This window comes from Streptomyces sp. GC420 (assembly GCF_009916105.1).
In the GTDB taxonomy this organism is placed as follows: Bacteria; Actinomycetota; Actinomycetes; order Streptomycetales; family Streptomycetaceae; genus Streptomyces.
The window spans coordinates 1-26736 of record NZ_JAAAXQ010000064.1 but is presented as its reverse complement, the minus strand read 5'-3'; the positions used below and the strand labels follow the sequence as shown (position 1 = coordinate 26736).

The 26736-nt window shown below is 74.4% G+C and carries 14 protein-coding genes; 5 read left to right on the top strand and 9 right to left on the bottom strand.

Annotated elements, in window-relative coordinates; translation table 11 throughout:
• Nucleotides 1-33 precede the first annotated feature (33 nt).
• The gene (gene lanKC / locus GUY61_RS11075) at nt 34-2673 is read left to right on the top strand and encodes a class III lanthionine synthetase LanKC (RefSeq protein ID WP_166629922.1); all 2640 of its coding nucleotides are present in this window, start codon (nt 34-36) and stop codon (nt 2671-2673) included.
• 118 nt (nt 2674-2791) lie between these two features.
• On the opposite strand, the gene GUY61_RS11070 is transcribed toward lanKC, so the two are convergent.
• The 9 genes from GUY61_RS11070 to GUY61_RS11030 form a co-directional block, all read right to left on the bottom strand.
• Nucleotides 2792-3154 carry a CU044_2847 family protein gene (locus GUY61_RS11070; protein WP_166629921.1) on the bottom strand — a complete coding sequence of 121 codons (363 nt, stop codon included), beginning with the start codon at nt 3152-3154 and terminating at the stop codon, nt 2792-2794.
• Nucleotides 3155-3263: 109 nt separating this feature from the next.
• Nucleotides 3264-7565: a serine protease gene (locus GUY61_RS11065; RefSeq protein WP_166629920.1), complete on the bottom strand. Its 4302-nt coding sequence runs from the start codon at nt 7563-7565 to the stop codon at nt 3264-3266.
• Between the two features lie 761 nt (nt 7566-8326).
• Complete coding sequence (locus GUY61_RS11060; RefSeq protein WP_166629919.1) at nt 8327-10240, bottom strand: AfsR/SARP family transcriptional regulator; 1914 nt, start codon at nt 10238-10240, stop codon at nt 8327-8329.
• A 269-nt stretch (nt 10241-10509) separates the two neighbouring features.
• Nucleotides 10510-13428 (bottom strand): AAA family ATPase, encoded by a 2919-nt coding sequence (locus GUY61_RS11055; protein ID WP_166629918.1) that lies wholly within the window; start codon nt 13426-13428, stop codon nt 10510-10512.
• Between the two features lie 133 nt (nt 13429-13561).
• Nucleotides 13562-13756 (bottom strand): hypothetical protein, encoded by a 195-nt coding sequence (locus tag GUY61_RS11050; protein WP_166629917.1) that lies wholly within the window; start codon nt 13754-13756, stop codon nt 13562-13564.
• A gap of 92 nt (nt 13757-13848) precedes the next feature.
• Nucleotides 13849-17163: a type 2 lanthipeptide synthetase LanM family protein gene (locus GUY61_RS11045; RefSeq protein WP_398955039.1), complete on the bottom strand. Its 3315-nt coding sequence runs from the start codon at nt 17161-17163 to the stop codon at nt 13849-13851.
• Nucleotides 17164-17452: 289 nt separating this feature from the next.
• A complete protein-coding gene (locus tag GUY61_RS11040) occupies nt 17453-18238 on the bottom strand; it encodes an adenosylcobinamide amidohydrolase (RefSeq protein WP_166629916.1) in 786 nt (261 codons plus the stop codon).
• A gap of 43 nt (nt 18239-18281) precedes the next feature.
• Entirely contained in the window at nt 18282-19658 is a 1377-nt protein-coding gene (locus GUY61_RS11035) for a deoxyribodipyrimidine photo-lyase (RefSeq protein WP_166629915.1), read from the bottom strand.
• A gap of 546 nt (nt 19659-20204) precedes the next feature.
• The gene (locus tag GUY61_RS11030) at nt 20205-21749 is read right to left on the bottom strand and encodes an SDR family oxidoreductase (RefSeq protein ID WP_166629914.1); all 1545 of its coding nucleotides are present in this window, start codon (nt 21747-21749) and stop codon (nt 20205-20207) included.
• 135 nt (nt 21750-21884) lie between these two features.
• Between GUY61_RS11030 and GUY61_RS11025 the strand changes: the two genes are divergently transcribed.
• The 4 genes from GUY61_RS11025 to GUY61_RS11010 form a co-directional block, all read left to right on the top strand.
• Nucleotides 21885-22409, top strand: a complete 525-nt coding sequence (locus GUY61_RS11025; protein ID WP_313896614.1) for a MarR family winged helix-turn-helix transcriptional regulator — start codon at nt 21885-21887, stop codon at nt 22407-22409.
• A gap of 344 nt (nt 22410-22753) precedes the next feature.
• Nucleotides 22754-24910 (top strand): MMPL family transporter, encoded by a 2157-nt coding sequence (locus tag GUY61_RS11020; protein WP_166629913.1) that lies wholly within the window; start codon nt 22754-22756, stop codon nt 24908-24910.
• 148 nt (nt 24911-25058) lie between these two features.
• Complete coding sequence (locus GUY61_RS11015) at nt 25059-25463, top strand: cell division protein SepF (RefSeq protein WP_166629912.1); 405 nt, start codon at nt 25059-25061, stop codon at nt 25461-25463.
• 66 nt (nt 25464-25529) lie between these two features.
• Nucleotides 25530-26736, top strand: a 1207-nt coding sequence (locus GUY61_RS11010; RefSeq protein WP_243766355.1) for an ATP-binding protein, incomplete at its 3' end; no start/stop codon positions are given.

The following is a 26736-nucleotide window of genomic DNA, read 5'->3' as shown; positions in this document are numbered from 1 at the left end:
CCCCTCCCCCTCCCCGACGACCAAGGAGGCGCCGTGCCCGGCATCCAGGAGACACAGCTGTACTGCCTCGCCGACCGTACGTACTACGAGACCCCGGCCCGGCTCCCCGACGAAGGCACCCGTTACGCCCTCGACCGCGAGGAGCCGCCCACCGGCTGGCTGCGCGCCGCGAACGGACTGTGGACCTCCCTGCGGCCCGAGGACACACCCCCCGCCGAGCAGGGCTGGAAGGTCCATGTGTCCACCGTTCCCGCGCAGGCCGAACGCACCCTCGCGGACACCGCGCGGATCTGCCTGGAGCACCGGGTGCCCTTCAAGTTCCTGCGCAGCGAGCAGGCGCTGCTGCTGATGTCGGACAAGCACATGTCCCGCAGCGGCAGCGGCAAGTTCCTCACCCTCTATCCTCCCGACGAAGCGGCCTTCCTGCGGCTGCTCGACGAGCTGACGGAGACGCTCGACGGGCGGGAGGGGCCCTACATCCTCAGCGACCTGCGGATCGGGCGGGCTCCGGTGTTCGTGCGCTACGGGGCGTTCGTGGAGATGTGGTGCCGTGACGACGACGGCGTGCAGGTCCCGGCGCTGCGTCATCCCTCCGGCCGGCTCGTGCCCGACGAGCGGGCCGTGGTGTTCCGCATCCCGGACTGGGTGACCGTCCCTCCGGAGCTGCGGCCCCATCTGGCGGCCCGCGCGGCCGCCCGCGACGACGACTTCCCGTACGTGGTCGACAGGGCGCTGCAGTTCTCCAACGCGGGCGGCATCTACCTGGCGCGGCACCGCGCGACGGGACAGCAGGTGGTCCTGCGCGAGGCGCGGCCGCACTGCGGGCTCGACGCCGCCGGCGACGACGCCGTGACGCGCCTGTACCGCGAGCACCGTGCGCTGACCCGGCTGGCAGGACTCGACTGCGTACCCGAGGTGTACGCCGTCCGCACGGTGTGGGAGCACCATTTCCTGGTCGAGGAGTACATCGAGGGCACCACCCTGTTGCGCGAGATCGTCAACCGCTATCCCCTGGTACGGGGCGAGCGCACCCCGGCCGAACTCGCCGAGTACACCGCGTGGGTGGACGGAGTGCTGGCCGGGCTGCGGCGGGCGCTCGACCTGGTCCACGAGCGGGGCCTGCGCTTCGGCGACCTGCACCCGGCCAATGTCGTCCTGCGGCCCGACGGGTCCGTGGTGCTGATCGACTTCGAGTACGCCGCCGACCTCGACGACGACGAACGGCCCTTCGCGGGGGCCGTCGGCATGCAGGCACCGCCCGGCACACCGGGCGCCGAGGCCGACGCGTACGCGCTCTGGGCCACGTGGCTGCACATGCTCATGCCGCTCACCGAAATGGCCGGGCACGACCGGCGCAAGGCGGTGCGGATCGAACGCTGGGCCCGCGACCGGTACGGCCTGGGACCCGACGCGGGGCCGCCACATCCCGCGCTGCTCGACCGCGCTCCGGAGGGTGAGGAAGGACAGGACGGGGAGGCCCTGGTCACCCGGCTGTTCGACGGCCCGGCACCCGACTGGCCCGGCATCCGCCGCGGGCTGCTGGCCGGTCTGCGGGCCGGGGCCACGCCGGAGCGGCGGGACCGGCTGTTCCCCGGCGCCCCGGCCGGGTTCGGCACCGGGGGAGTGTGCGCCGCGCACGGGGCCGCCGGAGTCCTCCACGCGCTGCGGGTCATCGGCGAGGAGATCCCGGACGCGTGGGTGGACTGGCTGGAGCGGGCGGCACTGCGCCGCGATCCGGCACGCGCCGGCGGACTGTTCGACGGGCTTCCCGGAGCCGCGCTGGTGCTGGCGGGGCTCGGCCGCCGTGACACCGGGCGGGAACTGCTCGACCGGGTGCGCAGCGCGGCGGCACCGGATTCCTCCGCGGCCTCCGCTCCGGTCTCGGCTCCGGCTCCCGCCCCGGCCTCGGCCGATCTGTTCGGCGGACGGGCGGGCACCGCACTCGCCGAACTCCGTTTCGCGGTCGGCGGGCCCGGCGGACCCGATCCGGAACTGGTGGACAGCGCACTGCGGACGGCGTGGGGGCTCGACTGCCTCGTTCGCGGGGAGACCGTACCGGGACTGACCGCCCCGCCGTCGGCCGGACTGCTGCGCGGACTCAGCGGAGCGGCTCTGCTGCAGCTCGAACTCTTCGAACTCACCGGGGAGAAGTGGCTGCTGGAAGCAGCGGGTGCGGTGCTGCACAGGGAGGCCGGACACTGCGTCACCATGCCCGGAGGCACCGTCCAGGTCCGCGACGGGCAGCGCCACCTGCTCTACCTCGACCAGGGCAGCGGCGGCTTCGCGCTGGTGGTGCGCAAGTACCTGGCCCACCGGGAGGACCCCGTCCTCGCCGCACTGCTGCCGGGCGTGCGTCAGGGCTGCGCCTACGAAGTGGTGCGCCAGCCCGGCCTGTTCACCGGCCGTGCCGGTCTCCTCGCCGTCGCCCACAGCCTCGCCGAGGGCCGGATGATGCCCGACGTCACCGCCTCCGTGCGCAACCTGTCCTGGCACCTGGTCGCCCGCGGGGACCGGCTGATGGTTCCGGGCTCGGCGCTGCGCCGCTTCTCGGCCGACCTGGCCACGGGGGCCGCCGGCGTACTGCTCTCCCTGCACACGCTGTTCGCGGGGGCGGGGGAGACCGGACCGGTCGGCTCCGACCCGCAGGTACTGGACCTGCTCACCCTGGGCTGACAGCCCGCCCGCCCGGCCAGCACTGCCCGGCGGTTGCCGGCGGGGCATGCGCGAAACGTTGCCTGGGACTCGATACGCGGACACGGCAAGCGTCCCCGGCCGAGAACCGTCGCAACCGTCACGCCCCCGGCTTCCAGGTGGCGGCGACCGTCAGATGCGCCTGCCCACTGCCGTTCACGATCCCCAGCTTCATGTCCTGCCCGAGCTGTACGCCGAAGGTGACGGAGACCTCGGTGGGCGGTGTGGGCCCAGCGCTCACCGCGTCGTGCACCTCCTGTACCAGGGGGCCGAGCGGCTTGAGCGTATTGCGCAGTACATCGGCGGCAACCGCGGCGACGGCCTGCCCGCGCCGCGCCACGGGGACGAGCGGTCCGATGCCGTCCGAGAGGTCTTGCTCCTCCAGGGCGGGTCGGTTTTCCCCCGCGACCAGGAATCGAACCGTCGTGCTGTCGTCGAGCTGGAACTCCTGTGAACCGGTCATGAGCAGCATTGTGCGGAACGGGTGCACCGGGGTTGGTCCGTGAGCGACACGGTTACAAGTTCGTGGCAGTTGAGGTGCGTCGGTGCGGCCACGGCGCCCGCGAGACCTGTCAGGCACAGGGCGGCTCTGACGGGGTGCCTTCCGGCAGCAGCTTGCGCTCGGCTTCGGTGTAGTCGCGCCCTGCGGCGGCGCACAGGGTGCGGAACTGGGCGTCGGGGCGCAGGTCGAAGGTCTGGCGCAGGGAGCCGTTCTCGATGGTCAGGCGGTGACTGCGCACGGAACCCGCGATCCCGTCCCCATCCGTGACCGGCAAGGTGACCGAGGCGGCGTCGTCCGTCAGGTCGTTGACCTGGACCTGCTTCTCGGCCCAGAGGTACGTGATGACGCTGGCACCGGGCCCGAACCCGACCAGGGTGTCGTTGGCCCTGCTGGGGACGCTGCGGGCCAGCGGCTTCCTGCGGTCGACGTCCCACACGCGCATCCGCCCATCGGTGTGCTCCACAGCGAGTTGCGAGCCGTCCGAGTCGAAGGCGAGCGGACCGGCGAGGAACTCGGTGCCGATTGCCAACGGCACGCTGATGGGCGGCACCGACAGTGTGGTGACACGTCGGGGGGAACGGACGTCCCACAGCAGGATCTCACCGCGCAGGGTTCCCGTCCTGGTGACCACGGCGACCTGTCCGGGGTGCCCTGGCCGGGAGATGAGCTGGCCGCGCGCGAGGATCTCGGCGGAGGCACCGAGGCCGGCCCAGTTGGGTGCGGGGTGGACGAGGAAGGGCCGGGTGCGCACGGCCGCGTCGGCGGCGTCGACGCGGGCGAGCCTGCCGTCCACGGTCAGCACGACGATCTCGCCGCCCCGCAGCGCAGCGACATTGTCCACCTCGCCGCCCTGGAACTCGGTGACGCCGTCCAGTGCCTTCGCGCCCGGCACGACATCGTCGAGCGGCACGCTGTCGCGCAGGTCCTGCGCCGGATACGACCGGTAGAGGTTGCCCCCCATGCCCCACACCACGACCCGCTTCGAGTCGGCCGTCCACGTGGGTATCCACTCAGCCCCGTCGGCCGGTGGTGACAGCGGCACCGATTGGTGGCGGGTGCGGGAGACATCAAGAACCTCCAGGCGCCGGTCGGTGGCCCGGGCGACGAAGCGCCCGTCCGGCGACATGGCATACTGCCCTGTCGCCGAGTCCTCCTGGAACTGTTCGCCGCCCACCCGTTCGGCCCGCACCGCCATCAGTGTCGTGCCGACGGGAACGAGGACGGTGAGCCCGCCGTCCGGGCGCGGCACCACCGCGACACCGGTGTACGCGGCGTCAGCATCGCCCGAGGTCGGGATGCGGGTGCGATAGGTGCGTCCGGTGCGCAGGTCGGTCAGGGTCGGCTCGGCGTAGCGCCCGCTTTCCGAGGCGTGTGGGCCGGCAACGATCCCCACGCCGTCGACGTCGTATCGCGAGGTGGCGTCCAGCTTCCACGTTTCGCTGATGGGCAGCTTGGTCTTGCGTCCGGGTGTGCGGCCGAGTGGTTGCCGGTACGTGGTGGTCCCGTTCGTTCTGACGATGGTCTCACCGCCCACCGACAGGCTCGCGGCGCCGTTCCGGATGGTGGAGGTGTACCGCAGCCGGCCGGTGGTGAAGTCTCTGACTTCAATGCGTTGAGCCAGCTCTTCTTTGAGGGCGCTGACCGTCACGACGGTGTCCGCGTCGGAGGTGAACGCGGCCTCGTTCAGCCCTCTCTCGGGTACGAGCCGGTCCGGTACGTCGATGCGGGCGCCGGAGGGCACGTGCCACGCCTCGGCGAAGGCAGGGATGCACCGCCGGGTGCCGTTGGAGCATTCCACGGAGTGGTCGTCCGTTGTGCGTAGCAGTCGCTTCCCGTCGCTGCTGAAGTCCAGTGTCCCGCCGGCCTTCTCGGGGACGTCGTGGTCGCCGGATTCCAGGCCGACCGGGTGCTTGGGGTCGCTCAGCCGCCACAGTTGCACCCCTTCGCCTGCGGTCGCGGCGAAGAAGCGGCCGTCCGGGCTGACGGCGGTCAGCAGCGTTCCTTCGGGAACGCCGCTCAGCTCCCTTGCCCGGGGCTCCCCTTGAAGGGCACCCGTGACCACGCTGATCGTCGACCGGTTGCCGCCGCCGGGCTTCGACTGTACGACGAGCATCCGACCGTCCGGGGTGGCGTCCATGCCGGTGACCCGCCCCCGCCACACCGACGGATGGCTACCCGTCAGGTACTGCCCGCGCACGTACTGCTGGAGCAGGGCCTGACGGGTCTTGGTGTTCGGCTCGGTGTTCCACGCGGCCAGGGCGAGCTGCAACGCGGTGGCGGGATCGCTGCCCGGGCGGTCCTCGGCAGCCTGGGCGAGCAGACCCGCGGCCTGGGTGCGCAGCTGCCGCTCGGTGCGCTGGAGGCTCTGCCAGGTGGAGAACGCCAGGACGACGGCAAGTACCGTGAGGACGGCCAGCGCTCCGATGGCGGCCTGCTTGACGCGGGCACCGCGCCGGGCGTGGCGGCGGCTGAGCTCGATATAGCCGCGCTCGTCGGCGGAGATGTCCTCGGGATGCTCGGCCAGCCTGCGGTCGGCCTCCGCCAGGTCGGTTCCGCTCAGCAGGCGGGCGGGCTCGCCGCTCTGTGCTTGCCAGCGGTGTAGATCAGCCCGCAGTTGCTCCTGCCAGGAACGGAAGTCCCGGGAGTCCACGAGCCACTGCCTCAGACGCGGCCACAGTGCGGTGAGCGCCTCGTGGGCCAGATCGACGATCTCCTCCTGCTCGGCACCCCCGGGTGCCTGGGAGAGAACCACGAGCTTGCCGGGCGCCAGCTCCCGTGCCAGGCCGAGGAGTTCGGGCGCGAGATCGGTGGTGCGGGTGGGCCTGCGCGAGAAGCCGTCTCCGTCGCCGGGCCGGGCAAGCTGCACGAACAGCCGCCGGGCGCAGTCCTGCTGGGCATGCGTCAGCCCAGCGAGCGTCTCGTCCGCGTAGGTGACGAGGGCGCCCGCGACGCCGCCCAATTCGTCATAGGCGGCGTGGGTGAGCATCGAGCGGGTGCGTCGCTTCCACAGCTCGGTCAGGGCGAACTGGACCAGCGGCATCCGCCCGGGCTCGTCACCCGCGTCCGCGACGATGCGCTCCGGCAGCCCGGGCTCGAACCACAGCCCCGGCACGGCGTCGACGGGCGCGGTCACCGCCCGCTCCAGGGCGTCGCCGGCCAGCGGTGCGAGGAACTGCACGGCGTCGCTGACGAGGCCGGACGTGCCGGCCGTCACCAGCACGTCCAGGGAGTCGGGCCGCGCGGTGGCCACGACCCGCAGCACGGCCGCGCCGTCCCTGCCCGCCAGGACCGTGAGCAGCCCGAACAGGTCGCGCGCGGCATCCGGCTCGGCGCCCGCGTACTCCTCGAGCTGGTCGACGAAGAGCACATGCCCGGCGCTTCCCCCGCGGGCGAGGATCCTGCCCCGCAACTCGGCGGACACATCGTCGCCGGTCCGTAGGAGCCCTGCCAGCTCCTCGGCCTTGGTGAGCCTCTCGACCTCACCGAGTCCCGGCTCCAGCACGCCGGTCAGCGCCCGGGCGAGCACGGTGGCCGCCCGCACCCCGGGCACGGGCCGCAGCTCGGACACGCTCATCCCCTCGGCCCGCAGGCGGGGCAGCACCCCTGCCCGAACGAGGGACGACTTCCCACAACCAGAGGGCCCCGCCACCAGGGTCAGCGGCCGCCTGCGCACGGCCGTGTGCACACGGGCGGTGTCGTTGTCGCGGCCGTGGAAGAACTCCGCGTCATCCTCCGTGAACGCCGCGAGCCCCTGGAACGGGCAGCGCGGCCGCAGCGTCACCTCGTCGACCAGCTCGGCCGACGGCACCAGATACGCGGTGCGCGCGCCCTGGTGCGCCGCGACCGTCATCCCGACGACGCCGTCCTGCGCGTCGTCCCAGACCGGCGCCCCACTGAACCCCTCAGAGATGCGTGGCCCCGGCTCATGAGCCTCCATCTGCAGCCAACCCGAGCCCTGTCCGGCGCGCAGCGTGCCCGAGGCCCACACTCCGCGATCGGCGCCCGCCGGATAGCCGAGCGCCCGAAACGGGTGCCCCCATACGCCGGTCCCGTCCACGAGCGGCGCCGGCCGAGCACCCTCGACTGGCTCGTCGAGCCGCAGCAGCGCGACGTCCGTGCCGCCAGGCCGCCAGGACACGACGGTCGCCCGCGCCCGCGGACGGCGCTCCAGCAGCGGGAAGTCGAGGTCCACCGACTTGCCGGACACCCGACCCGCGGCTTCAGGCAGCCCGAGCGCCCGGGCGACAACGTGGGCGCACGTGCACACCACATCGGCGGCGACGAGGAAACCGGCGCCCACCACGTCGCCAGCAGCCGAGCAGATCCGCACCTGCGATGCCTCAAGGACGTCGCTCCCCGGCACAGCGGCCATGGACTCCCCCGTCTTCCGACTGTCGCGTGACCCGCGAAAGCCAGCATCTCCGGCACCACCGCCTCACACAACCATGCAGAGCGCTCAGTTGACACACCCACACCTCCACAGCCCTGCTCGCGGTACGGCACAGCCCGCCTCCTGGGGAAAGAAGCAGGGGCGCCCCCGTACCGGGCCGCCGGCGAGTCACTTCCCAACCGGGCACGGACACGTCGGGCCTTTCCGGACCACTCCGGGCGCGTTTCGGCCCCCGCTCGCCCACCGGGCCGCCCTGGTGACGGGGATGCCACGGAGCGCCCCGCCCCCCACTCGGCCGACCGATGGGCCCGTCCGGGCCGCCCGACCGCCGCTGCACCGCGAACAGCGTGGTGTGGGGGACGCCGGCCGCTACCGGCGCGGGCCAGGCCGGTTACGGCCCGGGGCCGCCGCCACCGGCGGCGCACCCGCCGTCCAGACCCTCGGCAACGACCGAGCCGGCCAGGTCCGTACGGGCACGGCCGACTCCGTGGGCCGGCCCCGCGCGGGTGGCCGGCCGACTCCCTGGTCCGGCACGGTCCGAGTCGCGCGCCGTGCGGGGCGGAGCGGCGGCAGCGGGATCGCGGTTCGGCCGGGGACCGTCCGCGGGCCGGACCACGGTGTCGAGGCCTCCGGCTCGGGTCTCCCCGGAGCCGACGCTGATTGCGGGTTCGGATCGGTGCGCGGAATCGACGGCCGTATCGCCCGGTGCCGGTCAGCCGGGCCCAAGGGCTGGGCGGGGCCGTTCACACCGCCGCGGCTGGGACCGGCACGCCGGCGAGGATGGTACGGCCCGCCGGGTGCTCGTCCCCGGCCGGTACGTCGGCGCCGCCGTCGCCCATCCGCTCCAGGGCGTACAGCCGCATCAGCCGTGGCACCTCGTACAGCGCCGCGTGCGCCGTGACCTCGCTGTCGGGCGAACTCACCGCCCCCGCGTCGATCAGTGCCTCCACCGCGCGGAGCGCCTGCCGCTCGCCGCAGCCGAGCGCCGCCATCGCCTCGGGGAGGGTGAACGGCCCCTCCCCCGGGAGGGCGGCCAGCCGCCCCAGGTCCCGGCCGCTCCCGGCGGGCAGGTCGCGCCACCCGAGGGCCAGCCGCTCCCGTACCGAGACGTCGCCCGCCGCCAGTTCGTCGAGCGCCCCGGACGGGTCGGCGAGCCGCGCGGCGAACTCGGACAGCGGCAGGTGCCGCAGGACCGCCAGGCGCATACCGCTCACCCGTACCGCCAGCGGCAGCAGCCCGCAGCCGTACGCGATGCGCAGCGCCGACTCGCGGTCCACGCGGACCCGGCCGGGACCGACGAGCCGGCCGAGCAGGTCGAGCGACTCGGCCGGGGTCAGCGGCGGTACGGCGATCCGGTGCACCGGTGCCAGACCCGCCAGTTGGGTGCGCGCGGTGAGGACCAGGCGGCCCCGGCCCGCGCCGGGGATCAGGGCCCGTACCGACCGCTCGTCCGGCACGTCGTCCAGCACGACCAGCGCCCGGTGTTCGGCCAGCCAGTTCCGCCAGTCCTCCGGGTCGGGCCCGCCGGTGTCCCCGCGGCCTCGCCGGGCACACGGTGCTCCCGTCAACCGGGCGAGCTCGCCGAGCAGTTCGGCCGGCGGCCGGGGGTCGCTGCGCTCGTCCCTCACCGGCACGAAGAACCGGCCGTCGGGAAACCGGTCGCCCAGCAGATGCGCGGCCCGAACCGCGAGCACCGTCTTGCCCGACCCGGCGGGGCCCGACACCGCCACCGCCCCGCAGCCGTCCCCGCCCAGCGCGTCGAGCAGTTCCCGCAGTTCCTGCCCGTGCCCGGTGAAGTCCGGTGCGTCGGCGGGCAGGACCGTGCGCCGGGCGGCCGGCGCGGGGGCGGACACGGCGGTGCGCGGGACGGCGGCGTTCCCGCCCAGCACCGAGCGGTAGACCGCTGTCATGGCGCCGCCGGGCTCCAACCCCAGTTCCCTCGCCAGCAGTTGCCGGTAGTCGTCGTAGACCGCCAGTGCCTCGGCCTGCCGCCCGGAGCGGTGCAGCGCGGACATCCGGGCCGTCTGGAGCCGTTCGCGCAGCGGGTGCCGCTCGGCGAGGTCCCGCAGGCCGTCGACGACCGCAGCGGCGCGGCCCAGCGCTATCTCCGCCTCCGCCCAGTCCTCGTAAACGGTCAGACAGCGCAGCTCCAGGCGCTCCGCCTCGGCCTCGACCTGCGGTGACCGGCGCAGATCGTGCAGCGGCGGACCCTGCCACAGGCCGAGTGCCTCGCGCAGCAGCCTCGCGGCGGTGTGCGGTTCGTGTCCGTCGGCGGCCCGCGCGAGGGCACGGAACCGCAGTGTGTCCAGTTCCTCCTCGGCCACCCGCAGCACATAGCCGCCGCAGTCGTGGACCAGCCGCTCCCTGCCCGGACCGCCGGCCGCGCCGGTCCCGGGGCCGAGCAGGGTCCGCAGGGAACTGACGTACACCTGGAGGTTCTTGCGCGCGGTGCGCGGCGGCGTCTCCGGCCAGACGGCGTCGGTCAGCGTGTCCACGGGGACCGGGGTGCCGGGCCTGCTCAGCAGCATGGCCAGTACCACCCGCTGCTTGAAGGGCCCCAGGGGCAGCGGCACACCGTCGAGGTGCGCCGACAGCGGTCCGAGGAGGGAGAAACGGACCGTGCCCGGACGTGGTGTGCGCGGGAGGGAACGTGGCATGGCGAACCTCCGGGACCGTGGTGCGTGCCGCGGCGGGCGCGCGGCGACGGCTGTGCGGCTGGGCTGGTGTACGGCTTCGATGCTCGCGCCGACGTCCGTCCCGCACATCGGTGCTCGGCCCGTATGTTCCGGTCCCGAACCCCACCTGTTCGGGCCGGACCCGTACGTTTTTCCCCTGCTCCCCACCCAATGACGGCCCGGGCCCCCAGGTTGACGCGGCCGCACGGCAACCCCCGGTGCCGTTCCCCGTCGGCCCCGCCCCACCGGCCTCAGGCCTGGTCGGCCGCGCACTCCGCGGAGAAGTCGCACAGGGCGGAGCGGTCGTGGCGGCCCGTCTTGTTCAGCAGGCTGGCCATGTGCTTCTCCACCGTGCGCGGCGATATGGACAGGCGCCGGGCTATCTGCTGGTTGCCAGGCCGTTCGGCGAGCAGGACGAAGACCTCGTACTCGCGTGGCGTCACCCCGCTGGCGCGCAGGGCCGCCGGAATGCGGTCGCGGCCGTCACGGCGCTGGGGCACGCTCACGCCCGCCTGGCGCAGCGCCGCCCGGCAGGCCGCGGCGGCCGGCAGGACGCCCGCGCTGTGGAAGTACTCCTCGGCGGTGCGCAGCCAGGCCACCGGCTCGCCCCAGCCGTCGGCGAGCGCAGCCTCGGCGGCCAGTCTGAGCGCGAGGTGCCGGGCCATGGGGAAGGCGCCACCGGCCCGCCCCGCGGCCTCCAACGCCCGTACCGCACCGTGCGGGTCGCCCTCCCGCCCCAGCAGCACGGCCTCCGCCGCACCCAGGAACAGCTTGTTCCAGGCCAGCCCCGCCCCGGGCGAGGACGCGGCCGCGCCGTACTCCTCCCGGCCGCCCGCGCCGACGAGGACGCGCAGCAGCGGGCGCAGGCCGTAGCGCCCGCTCAGGTAGAAGAAACTGGGGTGTTCCAGCTCCCACTCCAGCGCCGCGTCGAGATCGGACAGCGCCCGCTCCCGGTTCTCCTCCAACAGGGCCCCGACCGCCCGGCACATGCCCCGTTGCAGCGGGACGAGCAGGGACTCCTCGCCGCCCGCCCGGCGGAACCTGGCCAGGCAGGCGTCCCGCTCCCGGCTCCGGCCCCGGTGGGCCGCCAGTGTCGCCTCGGCCAGCAGCAGATAGCGGTGCGCCGAGAGGTTGCGCACCCGCGCGCTGGCGTCCAGCGAGCGGTCGATGATCTCCTGCGCGCGTTCCCAGCGGCCGCACATCACGGCGTTCATGGCGAGGAGACCGTCCACGGTCTGGGTCAGCGCCAGCGCTCCCCGTTCACGGGCGGCCGACCGGGCCGTCTCCAGCCGGGCCGCGTCCCCGGTCCGCATGAAGGCGTTCGCCCCCAGCCGGACCAGCGCCTCGACCCGCCACACCGCGAGCCGGTGCCGTTCGGAGACGGCGAGCATCCGCTCCAGGCAGGCGTCCGCCTCGTCGAAGCCGCGCTCCCGGGACAGCAGGGCGAGTAACTGCCAGGCCTGACAGGCGACTTCGGGCAGGCCCTGGTCCTCGGCGACGGCCGCGGCACGCCGCGCGGCCCGTTCGGCCCCGGCAAGTTCCGGCCTGCTGCCCCGGCCCGGCAGCAGGGCGAGATGGCCTTCCACGACGGCGAGAGCCGCCTCCCGGCCGGGGCGCGGTGCGGGGCCGAGCAGCGCGCGGGCCGCCTGGATCTGATGCGCCGTCTCCTCCTGGTGCTCCGCCATGACCGAGGCCCAGGCGATCCTGATGTGCGCCTCCGCCCGCTGCTCCGCGGCCTCGGACCCCGCGGGAACCGGTGGAAGTCCCTTGACCAGTGCGAACGCCGCGTCGAGCCGGCCCGATTCGGCCTGGGCGACGGCGAGGGACGCGGTGACGGCGGCCTGGTCCTCGTCGGCGGCGAGCGCCGCCGCGCGCTCCAGCAGGACGACGGCCGATCCCGATGCTCCCGAGGCCAGCACCCGGCGGCCGGCCTCGGCGAACTGCCGGGCCGCGGCAGCGCGGTCGCCTGCCGCGAGGTACAGCGTCGCCACCAACTGGCGTCCGTCCTCGCTGAGTTCCCCACCCGCCTGTTCGATCGACGCGACGGCGCGACGGGCCAGCGCCGCCTGTTCGGCCGGCGGCAGGGACGCGACCAGCGCCTCGGCCGTAAGCGCGTGGCGGAAGGTGTACCGGTCGGGGGCCGCGCCGTCCGGGGCGATGATCCCCGCCTCCGTAGCCGACCGCAGGTGGGAGAACAGTGCCCGGTCGTCGAATCCGGTCACCGTCTGGAGCAGGCTCACCGAGAACCGGCTGCCGAGAACCGCGGCGACGAGCAGCAACTCGCGTACGGGCTCGTCGAAACGCTCGAGCCTGCGGGCCCAGCTGCGGACGATCCCGGTGGGTACGGCGGGGCCCGGACGCTCCGAGAGACTCCAGCCGGCCTCCGTACGGACCAGTTGCCCGGAGTCGAGCATGTCCGCCAGCAGGACCTCGACCAGGTAGGGGTTGCCGCCCGCCCGTTCGGACAACTGCCGGTGGGCGTTCGCGGGCACGTCGTCCGGGCCGGTCTCCAGACACGCGGCGGTCATCAGCCGTACGTCCTGGTCGGCCAGCGGGGCCAGTTCGCGCACGGTGGCCGTCTGTCTTCGCTCGGCGGCCCGGACGAGGTCCAGGGCCGGGCCGGGCTCCGGGCGCAGGGTGCCCACCAGAAGGATCGGCTGGTCCGCGACATTGTCGATCACGTACTCGACCACCGCGATGGTCTCGGCGTCCGAGTCGTGCAGGTCTTCCAGCAGGATCACGCACCCCCGCTCCCGGCCGAGCACCGACAGCAGCCGCAGCAGCGCCTCCGCCAGCTCGATCACGGTCTCCGGGTATCCGGAGGCGGACCCCTGCCGCCACTCGGGCACCAGCCTGGCCAGCGCCGGCCGGTACGGGTCCAGTTCGGGGTCGGTGGGCGTGCCGGCCGCCCTGAACCGGGAGGAAAGCGCCTCGGCGATCGGGCGGAACGGTACGACGAGCCCGGTCGACGTGGCCCGGCCGCGCAGCACCGGCATGTCCGAGCCGTAGGCGCGGTAGGCGCATTCACCGGTCAGCCGGGACTTGCCGATCCCCGCCTCACCGAGCAGGAAGACGGCGCGCCCCGAACGCCGGCGTGCGGCGTCCAGGGCGTTGCCGAGCAGATCGATCTCATGGCTGCGTCCCACGGTGACCGACGAAGTCGCACGCATGTGCGCAGGTTACTGGAGCGTCCTCCCGTGTGGCAGGGCGCGGAGGACCAGGGAGACGGGGCCGGATCCCGGGGCGCGGCAGTTCCTCGGGCGGGGGAGGTTCTCCGGGGAGTCGCTCGGGCCGGCGAGTCGCTCAGGCGGGGGACGTCATCGTGGTCCAGGGGAAGTCGTTCGTGTAACCGGCGCTCCCCTGAGTGGAGCTGAGAAGTCTGCTCCGCAGTCCCAGGGCCCCGCCGACCGCGAGGGTCACCTGCCCCGCGGGGTGATCCTGGACCGCCTCGTCGGAGGTGTTGCCGCCCATGTACGTCGCCGATTCGCTGATCTGCATCTTCCCTGCCTCATCCTGTCGTGGTCGAACGGGTGACTGAGATGGTCAAGAAGTGGTGCGGTGCTGCGGTGTTGCGGTGGAGGGGGGTGCGGTCAGGGCACCGTTCCGAGGAGCAGCGCCGGGGGGATCAGGTCGGGGAACCCGGCTCTGAGCAGGCCGTGGCCGATTCCGGCCAGCCCGGTGAGCAGTCCGGGGTGCGGTACCCGGCCGGGAGTGCCGCAGCGCGGTCCGGCCTCCTCCGCCGAGACCAGCAGCGCGCCCGCCCGCCGCACCCAGTGCGTGCGCGCCACCGGCAGCGAGTCGTGGCCGAGCAGTTCCAGAACCCCGAGTTCACCGTGGCAGAGGCTGTCGTCGGGCGCGGGTTCCGCCCGGCACAGCTCGGCGGTGGTCTCCCGCGCCCAGGCGGCTAGAGACGGATCGGCCAGGGCCGCCGGACTGTCCACGATCGCGAGCGCCACTCCTGTACGGCCCCGGCACCACGACCAGTGCCCGGAGCGGGTTCGGGACCCGGCCCCGGACCGGGACCGAGGCACGGGCTCGGACCTGGGCCCGGACCGTGCCAGGGCACGGGAGCCCACCGCGGCGTGCAGCGCCGCGAGTCCCGCGCGCAGGTACCGCTCACCACCGCCGGCCTCCGCGAACCGCAGCAGCGCCCAGCCGACGCCGGCGGCGCCTTCCGCGAAACCGGGTTCCTCCGGCGGGCCCGCCTCCAGCAGCCGGTCCGCGCACTGCGCGGCGGCGCGCCAGGCCTCGGTACGGCTGTTCGCGGTGCCGTCGCCGCCGGCGCGGCCGTCGCCACCACCGCCCGCGGCGCCGACCGCCGCCCGGTGCCCGGTGAGCAGACACACGAGACCTCCGGCCGTACCGCCGCGCACACCCGGCTCCCGCTCGGAGCCGGTGGCCGCACCGGCGAGCCGCAGCGCGGGTGTGACCCACTCGCCGATTCCCGGGTCGTCCAGCAGCCGCGCCACCTCGGCCACCGCGTAGGCGATGCCACCGAGTCCGCTGAACGCCCCCGAGCCGACCGCGCCCGGATCACCGGGCCGCTCGTGCAGGGCGTCCAGCAGCCCGGGAAGCGGCGCCAGGACCGCGCGGGCGGTCTCGGCGTAGCGGTCGGCCCCGGTGAGCACGGCCAGTTGGGCCAGGAAGAGCGCGGGACCCGCGTAGCCGCCCGCCAGGTCGGCGGCCATCGGCCCCACCCGCCAGTAGCGTTCGCCGAGCAGTTCCAGCCCGATCCAGTTGGTCCTGGCCGTGCCGCGGTACGCCTGGGAGACGAGCTGGTCACCCACCGACCGGGCGGCCGACAACAGCCGTTCGGGCTCCGGCGCGGCGGCGGCCGTCCGCGTGCGGCGGCTGCCGGAAGGACGGTGCGCGGGCTCGGGGGAGCTGGTCACCATGGAGGCCCGGATGATCCATTCCTGGTCCTGGCGGTCCACGGTGTTCAGCGCGACCACCTTGGCCATCGCCCTGGACAGGCCCGGCTCCGCCAGTGGGGGAAGCGGCTCACCGGCCGCGCCCCACAGCCCGGTGCGGTCAGGCCTGGCGGTGAACAGCGGCACGTCCCCCGCCCACAGCTGGCCCAGTTCCTCGTCCTCCAGGCCGGGGAAGGCGGACGGCTGGAGTTCGCCGGTGCGCAGCAGGGAGAGGACCTTGTGCCGTTCCGCCGCGTCCCGCATCAGGTCCGGGTGTGTCGACTCGTCGAGCAGCGTGCTGTAGATCCAGGTGGGGCGGGCCACCACCCGCACCTCGTCCCCGGCGAACCGCTCCAGCAGCCCGCCCGGGCGCAGCAGGTCCTCGCGGGCCTCGCTGATGGCGTCGTAACCGGCCCGGAACCCGGCGCACAGCGCCTCGGTGTGGTCCGCAGCGGCGACGGGCTCGCCGTCGAGGCGGGGCAGGTTGGCCGACTCTCCGAACCGGCCGGCCCGGCGCACCAGACGCATCTCGTCGGTGCCCGCGTCGGCCCAGTCGGCGCGCGGCAGGGGCGACACGGCCTCCCGGCCGCCGCCCACCGCCGACAGGTCGAGCGCGCTCTCGTCACCCACCAGCAACTGCGGCAGCAGACCCACGCGGTACACCGATCCGTGCAGGGCGCGGGTGGCGGGATCGTCCGAGGACGCGGTCGGCAGCGGCGGATGGAACAGGGTTTCGACATCGACCAGGACGGGGTGCTCACCGCAGGCGATCAGGTTCTCGTGATGCAGGTCCGTCCCGTCCAGCACGTGCAGCAGGGCCAGCAGCGCGCCCTGCCGCCGGTAGAAGGACTCGACCTCGGCGGGCGAGGCGCACGGGCGCTCCTCGGCGTACTCGACCCAGCCGTACCGCCCCCGGTCCAGCACGGTGAGCGTGCGCAGGTCGGGGGTGCCCGGCAGGGAGCCGAACCAGGCCGCGAGCTCGTTGAAGTGCCGGTGCGGCGCGGGCGGACGCGGCTTGTAGACCAGCCGGGAGCCGTTCGCGAAGCGCAGCAGCATGACTCTCCGGCCACCGCCGTGGCTGTCCCCGGCCCCGAGATCGACACCGGTCAGCAGCCCCGGTGCCGAGACAGGTACCGAGACGGGGGGTGAGGCAGGCGGCGCGGAGGGCGTCGTGGTGGCCGCCCCGCTCCGTGCCGCGCTCAGCGGTCCGGCCAGTACGGCGGCGTGGTCCGCGGCCAGCCTGCCGAGCATCTCGGCCAGGGCGTCGGCGGAGTCGAGGGCGGCCCGGGCGAGCACCCGGGCCAGGACCGGATAGCCGGCCAGCAGCGTCGTGAGACCGTGCCGGCTCGCGGTGCGCCGCAGGAAGTCACGGAAGCGCGCCCGGGAGTCCTCGCCGGCCAGCCCGCCGGACGTACGCGCGTTGTGGAGCTCCAGCACCAGGGTCCGCGCGGCGAGCCGGGCCAGCCGCAGTCCGAGGTGCCGCTCGAAGTCGGCCCGTACGGCGGTGACATCGGCCAGGCCGCGCACCCCGGCGGGCAGCGCCCGCTCCATCCGCTCGCCCGCGCAGGCGGTGAACGGCGCGACCACCCGCACGAAGCCGCTCAGCCCGGGGTGGTCCTCCTCGGGGACCGCCGCCCGCTCCGGAGCGAGGGAGAGCGCGTCCTGCGCGAAGACGGCCCAGTCCGGGGTGCGCGCCGGACTCTCGTCGACGAGCCCGGGGGCCCACCACTGGCCGGCGAACCACGGGCGGCCGCCCGCCGTTTCCTGCGGGCATGCGCCGGGCTCCCGGGCCGGGCGCGACCGGAGACCGTCCAGCGGACCCTCAACCTGCGCCACTCCCACCGGACCCGCCACCGGACCGGCCACCGGGCGGTGACGCTCCGGACGCTCCGCGCCGCGCACGTCCTTCTCCACCGTCACACCCCCTCCGTCCGGTGCCCGGAGCCGTACCTCCGGGACGGCTCCATCATGGCGGGGTACCGGAATGCGGGGCATGGGGGTGTGTCCCCCATCTTTGCGCGCTTCCGAACGCCGGGCCCTCGGGCGGCCGGTGGGAGGGCGGCCGACTCGTCGACGACAGCAGGCGGGTGCGCCTTCGCCTTACGGAGCAGCGTCCCAACGGCGCCTCCCGTTCCCCGACGGCCCGGACCGCGACCTTCCGCGCCGCCGGCCCGGTCAACGGACCGACCTCCCTCAGGGCCTCTTCCCACGGCGCGAGTGAGGCCGGCCGCATGACGCACCGCTCCCGTGGGCAGTACTACGGGCGCGGTCCCGCGTACCGGGCTCAGTTCTGCCGGGCGTCCTGCCGGGCGTGCGGCTCCGCGCGCAGGCATGCCTCGTACGTGGCGCGGTGGACGGCGCGGGCGATGCGGGCACCCCAGACCGACCGCGGGCCGGCGAACGGTTCGGGCGGCGTGCCGGGGCACGGGCGCGCGGCGGCGACGCAGACCGCGTCCGTCGGGGTGCCGGACGCGTCGATACCGGCGTCGCGCAGTGCCTGGACCTTGGCCTCGGTGGCGGTGGCGACGGCGTTGACGAGCGCGGCGTCGGAAAGGGCCACGGGAACGTCCACGATGATGTTGATGGTGCCCGCGTGCGGGGGGCCCGCCAGTCCGGGGGCGGGCTCGGCCGCCCAGCCGCGGACACCGATGCCCGCGGTGACCAGGGCGCGCACGCCGCCGTCGGCCGCCGCGCGGCGGTCGGCGACGAAGGCCGCCGTCATGAGCCCCACACCGGGCCCGGCCGCCCCGAGACCCGTGGCCAGTTCAGCCAGGTGCGCCGCCGGGTCCATACGCCGGTAGCCGGGCGTCACCTGGGCGTTGAGGACCCACTTCCGCTCGCCGATGCCGCCGCCGAGGAGCGCGCTGGAGGCCATGCGCCGGGCCTCGTCCGGCACCCACAGCAGCAGCGGCCAGGTGCCGTCGTGTTCCGTGCGGGTGAGGAGCGGCAGGTCGTCCAGGGCGGACAGGCCGGAAAGGCCGGACGGGTTGGACGGGCCGGACGCGTCGGACGCGCTGGGGCGGGACGGGTTGGACGGGCCGGACGGGCCGGTGGTCGTCGCGAGAGGCATGCGGCACCCTAACCCGCCCCCACCAGCACCTCGAGAGCCGCCCTCACCCCCGGTCCCGGGCCCGCCTGAAGCGGGCCAGCCCCTCGGGCAGCTCGACGACCGGCCCGGGATAGTCACCGAGGGCGGCGCGCCCGGCCCCGCGCAGCTTCCACGGCTCGTGGATCGCCGGGGCCGTGAGGGAGGCGAGTTCGGGTACCCATCGGCGTACGTACGCGCCCTCGGGGTCGTACCGCTTGGCCTGCGCCACCGGGTTGAGGACACGGTTCGGCCGGGTGTCCGTGCCGGTGCCCGCCACCCACTGCCAGTTGAGCTGGTTGTTGACGATGTCCCCGTCCACCAGCAGCTCCAGGAAGTGCCGGGCGCCGATCCGCCAGTCCACGTACAGCGTCTTGGTGAGGAAGCTCGCCGCCAGCAGCCGCCCCCGGCCCGGCATCCACCCCTCGTGGCGCAGCTGGCGCATGGCCGCGTCGATCACCGGGTAGCCGGTGCGGCCCTCCTTCCAGGCCGCGATCTCGTCCGCGGCCGACTCCTCCGTGCGCCAGCGGTCGCCGCGCGGCCGGTAGTCGTCGACCGACGCCTCGGGGCGTGCGGCGAGCAGCTGGTGGTTGAAGTCCCGCCAGCCGAGTTGCCGTACGAAGGCCTCGGCGCCCGGGCCGCCCACCGCCCTTGCGCGGTGCACCAGTTCCACCGCGGAGAGCGTCCCGAAGTGCAGGTGCGGCGAGAGCCGGGAGGTGGCGTCGCCCGCCAGGTCGTCGTGGCGGTCCGCGTACGCCGGCAGGCCGTCGCGCAGCCATGCCGCGAACCGGCGTCGGCCCGTCCGTTCCCCGCCCGCGGCCAGCGCCTCGGAGACGCCGGTCACGGCCGCGCGGGACGGCACCTCCCCCGAGACGATCCGTTCCGGGACCCGCACGGTGCGCGGCGCGCCGAGCACGTCGCGCAGCCGCTCCTGTGCCCAGCGGCGGAAGTACGGCGTGAACACCGCGAAGTGGTCGGAGGCCGAGGGGGTGACCGCCCCCGGTGGCAGCGCGGTGACCACCGTGTCGTGCACATGCAGTCGGCGTCCCTCCGACTCCAGGGCCGCCCGCAGCCGCTCCTCGCGCCGCTGCGCGTACCGGGTGACGCCGCCCGCCATGTGCACCGCGTCGGCGTCCGCCTCGGCCACCACCCCGCACACCTGGTCGACGATCTCGCCGTGGCGGACGACGAGCCGCCCGCCGCGCTCGCGCAGTCCGGCGTCGAGGCCGGCCAGGCAGTCCGCGAGGAACGCGCGGCGATTGGGCGTGGCGAAGCCGACCGCCTCGATGCGGTCGTCGCACACGAACAGCGGGACCACTTCCTCGGACGACTCGAGCGCCGCCACGAGGGGCGGGTGGTCGTGCAGCCGAAGATCGGACGTGAACAGCACGACGGAGATGGTCACGGCGCAACTCCTGACGGGGAACGGACGCGGCCGGCTCGGACGGTGCCGGGGCCACCTGTGGTTGTTTCCGCGGGGCGGTCCCGGCCGGATGCACAGCGGTGGCAAGTACGGCCGTTCGGGTGACCGGTCCGGCACGGGAGGCCGCTACGGAGGCCCGGGGCCGGGAGCCACGGAACCCCGGCCCACGGAACCCCGGCCCGGGCCCAGGGCCCCGGCGCGGAGGGCGGTGCGGGAGGTCTGGTGCGGTGGCGCGTCGGCGCCGGAGGCCGGCCGAGGGGTCCAGGGACCAGGAGTCCAAGGTGTCCAGGGAGCCCCAGGGGTCCAGGGCCTGGCCCGCCCCAAGGCCCCGGTCAGGGCCCGACCCCGGCGCGGAGGTACGGCGGGGCCGGCGCGCCGGGCAGTCCGCTGCGGGAGGCCCGTCCAGGAGCCCCGGCGCGGAGGTCTGCTGCGGGAGGCCGGCCCACGATCCCCGCCCCGGGACCGATCCCCGCCCCGGGACCCCGGTGCGCGGGATGTCCGGCGCGGGAGACGGCGGCGAAGGGGGCGTCAACGCGGCACGGCCGGTTCCGTCCTGGCGGCCGGTGGTCCCGTGCGGGACGCCGCCAGTGCGATGTTCCGTGCCATCCCTCCGAACACGAGGGCGTGGAACGGCGAGACGCTCCACCAGTACGCGTGACCGAGCAGCCCGCGCGGGTGGAACAGCGCGCGCTGCCGGTAGCGGGTGCGGCCGGTCTCGTCCGTGCCCGCGTACATCTCCAGCCAGGCCGGCCCCGGCAGCCGCATCTCGGCGCGCAGCCGCAGCAGCCGGCCCGGCTCGATCTCCTCCACCCGCCAGAAGTCGAGCGAGTCGCCGATCCGCAGCCGGTGCGCGTCGCGGCGGCCGCGACGCAGCCCGACCCCGCCCACCAGCCGGTCGAGGCGGCCGCGCGCCGCCCACGCGAGCGGGAAGGAGTACCAGCCGTTCTCGCCGCCGATGCCCTCGATGACCTCCCACAGCGCCTCGGGGGAGGCGTCCACGGGGCGTTCGCGCTCGTCGGTGTAGAGGCTGCCGCCGGCCCAGTCGGGGTCCGTGGGCAGCGGATCGCTGGGCGCGCCCGGCACGGAGGCCGAGGACCAGCGGGTGGCGACCTGAGCCTCCCGCACCCTTTGCAGGGCCAGTCCCGCCGCCGTTTCGAAGCCCACCGGGCGGCCCGGCGGATCGGGCACGTAGCGGGCGATGTCGTGCTCCCGGCACACCACCTCGTGGCGCAGCGACTCGGTGAGCGGCCGGGCGATCGACGCCGGAACGGGGGTGACCAGCCCGATCCAGTGGCTGGACAGCCGGGGGGTCAGCACCGGCACGGAGACGATCAGCCGCCTCGGGAGCCCGGCCACCGCCGCGTAGCGGCGCATCATCTCCCGGTACGTCAGCACGTCCGGACCTCCGATGTCGAAGGTCCGGTTCACCTCCCGCGGCATACGGGCGCTGCCGACGAGGTAGCGCAGCACGTCCCGTACGGCGATGGGCTGGATCCGGGTCTCCACCCACCTCGGCGTGATCATGACCGGCAGCCGCTCCGTGAGGTACCGCAGCATCTCGAAGGACGCCGAACCCGAGCCGATGATCACAGCGGCCCGCAGTTCCGTCGTCGGCACGCCGGAGTCCCGCAGGATCCTGCCCACCTCGGCGCGCGAGCGCAGGTGCGGCGACAGTTCCCGCTCCGGTACGCCCGTGGGCGTCAGCCCGCCCAGGTACACGATGCGCCGGACACCCGCGGCGCGCGCCCGTTCCCCGAAGATCCGCGCGGCCCGCTGGTCCGTCTCCTCGAAGCCGCGCCCGGTGCCGAGGGCGTGCACCAGGTAGTACGCGACGTCTACGTCCCGCATCGCGCGCGCCACCGAGCCCGCGTCGGTCACGTCCCCCTCGGCAACCTCGACCTCACCGGCCCAGGGGTGGCCCGCGACCTTGCGTGGGGAGCGGGCCAGGCAGCGGACCCGGTATCCCTCCTGGAGGAGTCCGGGCACCAGCCGGCCGCCGATGTATCCCGTGGCTCCCGTCACCAGACAGCGCAGGCCGTCCGGCTCGTCGTGGTCGTGACCGTCACCGCTCATACGCACCTCCGGCACCGCCGGCAGTTCCGTGTTCGTTCACTGTCTTCACCGTCCCCCTCAATCGGGACTTCCGCCCGTCCGGCCCGTGCGGATGCGGCTGCCGAGCGGGCCGGACCGGTTCTATAGGCTGACCGCGTGGCCAGTGCAGAGGAACGTCCGGACGACCGTCCCGGCGTACGCCCGGACGACGGCCGCGACACGCGGTCCGGGCATCACCCTGCGGACCTCCAGGCATTCGCGGTGCAGATGCGCCGCATGAACGGCGAGATCAACCGGCTGATCCACGGCTTCGCCGGCGAGCGGGGCCTGCACGCCACCGACGTCCAGGCCCTGGCCGCGATCCTGGACGCGGAGGAGCCGCTGACCCCCGGCCGGCTGCGGCAGCACCTAGGGCTCACCTCGGGTGCCGTCACCGCCTGCCTCGACCGCCTGGAAAGGGCCGGGCACATCCGCCGGGTCCGCGAGAGCCCGGACCGCCGTGTGGTCCACCTCCACTACGTGGCCGAGGCCAAGTCGGCGGCCCGCGTCCACTTCCGTCCGCTCGCCGAGGCGGCCGAGAAGGCCAGATCCCGCTTCGGCGAGGAGGAACTCGCGGTCGTCCTGCGCTTCCTCGGCGCGATGAACGAGGAACTCTCCCGCCTGCGCACCCCCAACGGCTGACCTCACGCCGCCCCGGCACGCGCCGTCCCGCCCCGGCACGCGCCGTCCCGCCCCGGCACGCGCCGTCCCGCTCCGGTCTGCCCGGGCGCGGGCCGGCTCGTGGGCATCCAGGGAATCCATGTGCGTTCAGGTGTATCCATGTGCATCCGTACGCGCTGTCAGGCACGAAAGAGCACCGTGCGGGTGCGGGAGTGCCCGTCCGGGGAGGGCGGGTACGGAAGATCCCGAGCGCAGAGGGCCGCTGCCGGGCCGGCACCCGGCAGTCATTTATCATCCACAAGCAACTTCTCAATCATTGAGATTGTTTCTGATTGAGACACGTAGGCAGTGTTCTCGGGAGAGCGATGTCCACCACCCCACGATGGGCCCGTTGGCTGGTCCCTGTCGTCCTGCTCGTCGTCTGGCTCGGTGCCGGCGGTGCCTTCGGCCCGTACGCGGGCAAGCTCGGCGAGGTCGCCACCAACGACCAGGCGGCGTTCCTTCCGGAGAGCGCGGAGTCCACCAGAGTCGTCGACGCGCAGCGCGCGTTCCAGCAGGACGAGACGCTGCCCGCGATCGTCGTGTGGACGGCGGACGGCGACCGGGACGGTGCCGCGGACGGCGACGGCGCGGACGGCGCGGACGGCGCGTCGGGCACCCTCGGCGAGGAGCAGCGCACCGCCGCCACCGAGGCGCTCGCCTCCCTTTCCGGTACCCCCGGCGTGGTGGGGAAGGCGTCCCCGGCCCTGCCCTCCGAGGACGGCGCCGCCCTCCAGGGCGTCGTACAGCTCGCCCCCGACCTCGGCGACGAACTCCGGCCCACGCTCGAACGCGTCCTGGACGCCGTCGGGAAGGTCCCCGGAACCACCGCGCAGGTGGCGGGACCCGCGGCCAGCCAGGCCGACCTCTCGGACGCCTTCGCGGGCGTCGACGGTCTGCTGCTCGGCGTCGCGCTGGTGACCGTGCTGGTCATCCTGCTGCTCGTCTACCGCAGCGTGCTGCTGCCCTTCGTGATCATCGTGAGCGCCGTCTTCGCGCTCGCCCTGGCCAGTGCCATCGTGTACGTCCTCGCCGACCACGACGTCGTACGCGTCGACGGCCAGGTGCAGGGCATCCTGTCCATCCTCGTCATCGGCGCCGCCACCGACTACGCGCTGCTGCTGACCGCGCGCTTCCGCGAGGAACTCATCGCCCTCGGCGACCGGCAGGCCGCCATGCGGGCCGCGCTGCGCGAGTCCTTCGGGGCCATCGTCGCCAGCGCCGCGACGGTCGCCCTCGGCCTGCTCGCCCTGCTGATCAGCGACCTCACCAACAACCAGGCACTGGGCCCGGTCGGCGCCATCGGCATCGTGTGCGCCGTGATCACCACCCTGACGTTCCTGCCTGCCGTCCTGGTCCTGCTCGGCAGCGCCGCGTACTGGCCGGCCAGGCCGCGGCCGGCCGGCGGCAGGTCCGGCAGCAGCGGCATCTGGACCCGTGTCGCCGCGCTGGTCGACCGGGCGCCGCGCAAGGTGTGGGGCGGCGCCCTCGTGGGCCTGCTCGTCTGCGCGGCCTTCGCCCCGTCCCTCACCTCGAAGGGCGTGCCCCTCGACGAGACCTTCGTGGGCGACGCCCCGTCCGTCGCCGCCCAGCGGACCCTGAGCGAGCACTTCCCCGGCGGCTCCGGCAACCCGGCCGTCGTCATCGCCGACGCCGACCGCGTCGAGCAGGTCTCGGCGGCGGCCCGCGAGGTCGACGGCGTCGCCTCGGCGGCCCCCGTCGCCGCGTCCGGCCGGCCGGGCGGGGGCGAACCGCTCGTCGTCGACGGCCGGGTGCGCGTCGACGTAACCCTCCGCGACGCCGCGGACAGCGAAGCCGCCCGGCGGACCGTGGCCGAACTGCGCGAGACCGTGCACTCCGTACCCGGCGCGGACGCGCTCGTCGGCGGCTACACAGCCCAGCGGTACGACACCCAGAACACGGCCGAACGCGACCGCGGCCTGATCGTCCCGGTCGTGCTGGCGATCATCCTGGTGATCCTCGTCGGCCTGCTCCGCTCCCTGCTGATGCCCGTCCTCCTGGTGGCGACCGTCGCCCTCAACTTCTTCGCCACCCTGGGCATCTCCGCCCTCGTCTTCGAGCACGTCTTCGGGTTCACCGGCACCGACGCGTCCGTCCCGCTGTACGGCTTCGTGTTCCTGGTCGCACTCGGCGTGGACTACAACATCTTCCTCATGTCCCGGGTGCGCGAGGAGTCCCTGCGGCACGGTGTGCGGCAGGGCGTGCTGCGCGGTCTGACGGCCACCGGCGGCGTCATCACCTCCGCCGGTGTGGTCCTCGCGGCGACCTTCGCCGCGCTCGGCGTGATCCCGCTGGCCTTCCTCGTCCAGATCGCGTTCATCGTCGCCTTCGGAGTCCTGCTCGACACCCTGGTCGTCCGGTCCCTGCTGGTCCCGGCCCTCGTACGGGACATCGGGCGCACCGCCTGGTGGCCCGGAGCGCTCAGCCGGGAACCGGGGCGCGCGGAGACGGGCAGGCCGTAGGCCTGGCGGGACACCGCGGGAACAGGCCGCGAACCCGGCAACAGGCCGCGAACCCGGCGGAATTCGTGTCGGTCGTCGGCCGAACGGGTGACACAGGGCATCATTGAGTGATGCAGAAACTGAGTGCCCGTACGGACGAGGTGGGTCGTTGAACAGCCGTCATTTCAGCGACGAGCAGTGGCAGGGCCTCGCCGACGTCGTGCCGCTGCGCGGCCGCGACGACGGCTGGTCGTCGCGGACCGACTACGAGAGCGTGCCCCAGGACCAGGGCGCCGGACAGCGCCGCTTCGTCGTCCTGAGGGTGCAGATCTTCGCGGACGCGCGCGAGGTCGCCGAGCACCTCGTCGCGCAGGTTCCCGTGCTCCTCGATCTGACCAGCGCGGACACCGAAGTCGCCAAGCGTGTGCTGGACTTCAGCAGCGGGGTCGTGTTCGGGCTCGGCTGCTCCATGCACCGTGTGGACCGCAACGTCTTCCTGCTGTCGCCGGCCGACACCGAGGTGAGCGGGGCTGAGGCCACCGCGACCATGGTGCACACGGTCGCCCGATCGTAGGAAGGCGGCGACGCCGGAACGGTTCGGCGTCCCGGGCCGCCCGGGCCGCCGCATACCGTCCGGTCCATGACCACCAGTCCCCGCGACCTCGTCGGCGGTGCGCGCTCCGTCGCCGCAGCACGGCGGCCCTCCGCACCCGAAGGCCACCCCGTACCCGAAGGCCACCCCGTACCCGAGGACCACCCCCTGCCCGAGGGCCACCGCGCACCTGCGGGACGGCACGGTCCCACCACCGCCCGCACCGCCACGGACGGCGGCCCGGGCGGCCCCGGACCCCGTCCCGGTCCGGGCCCTGGGAACGGTGAGCCGGACGGCTCTCCCGGCTCCGGCTCAGGAAACGGTGCCTCCGCCGACTGCGGGCCCGGGTATGACGACTCCGCCGCGGCGGCTTCCGGAAGGGTCGGCTCCGCCGTCACGGCCGCCGGGCGTGGCCGCGGAGCAGACGTGGCGCCCGGACACGACCGTCCGGCCGTCACCGAACTACGGCTCTCCGCCTACGCCTCGCACCGCGCGGCGGTCTTCCCCCTCGCCCCCGTGACCCTGTTCGCGGGACCGAGCGGCAGCGGCAAGTCCACCCTGCTGCGGGCGTACGAGGCGCTGGCGCGGCTCGCCGGCGGGGCGGCACTCGGAGAGGCGTTCCCCGACCCGGCCGCATGCGTGCCGGAGGGCGCGCGGCCCGACGCGCAGGGCCGCAGGGGATTCCGCATCGGATGCACGGTCGCGGGCCCGGCGGGCGACGTACACCTCGACCTCGCCGTACAGGCCGAGCCCGCCCTCCGTATCGCAGGCGAGCGGCTGACCCTTGGCGGACGCACCCTCCTGGCCACGGCCCTGCGCGACCCGCGCGGCAGCAGGGTGCAGGCCGCCTGGCACACCGGCGGCCCGGCAGGCGTGACCCGCGCGCCGCTGCCCGACGACCGGCTCGGCACGGCGCTGCTGCCGCTGCGGGTCGCGGGCCGTACGAAGGGCGAGCGGGAGGTCCTCGCCGCCGCGGAGCAGACGGTCGTCGCGCTGCGCTCGGTCTTCGCCTGCGACCCCGTGCCGCACGCGCTGCGCGCGCCCGTGAGACCGGGCGACGGCCGTCTCAGGGGCGGCTGCGCCAATCTCGCGGAGGTGCTGCGGCGCACCGGCAGGGAGTGCGCCATCCGGCACGGAGTGCTGGTCTCGGCCCTGCGGGCGGGTTGTGCCGGTCCGGTGCGCGACCTGCTGGCCCGGACCCTGGCGGACGGCAGGGTCGAGGCGGTGCTCGACCGCGGCGAGGGGCGGGTGACAC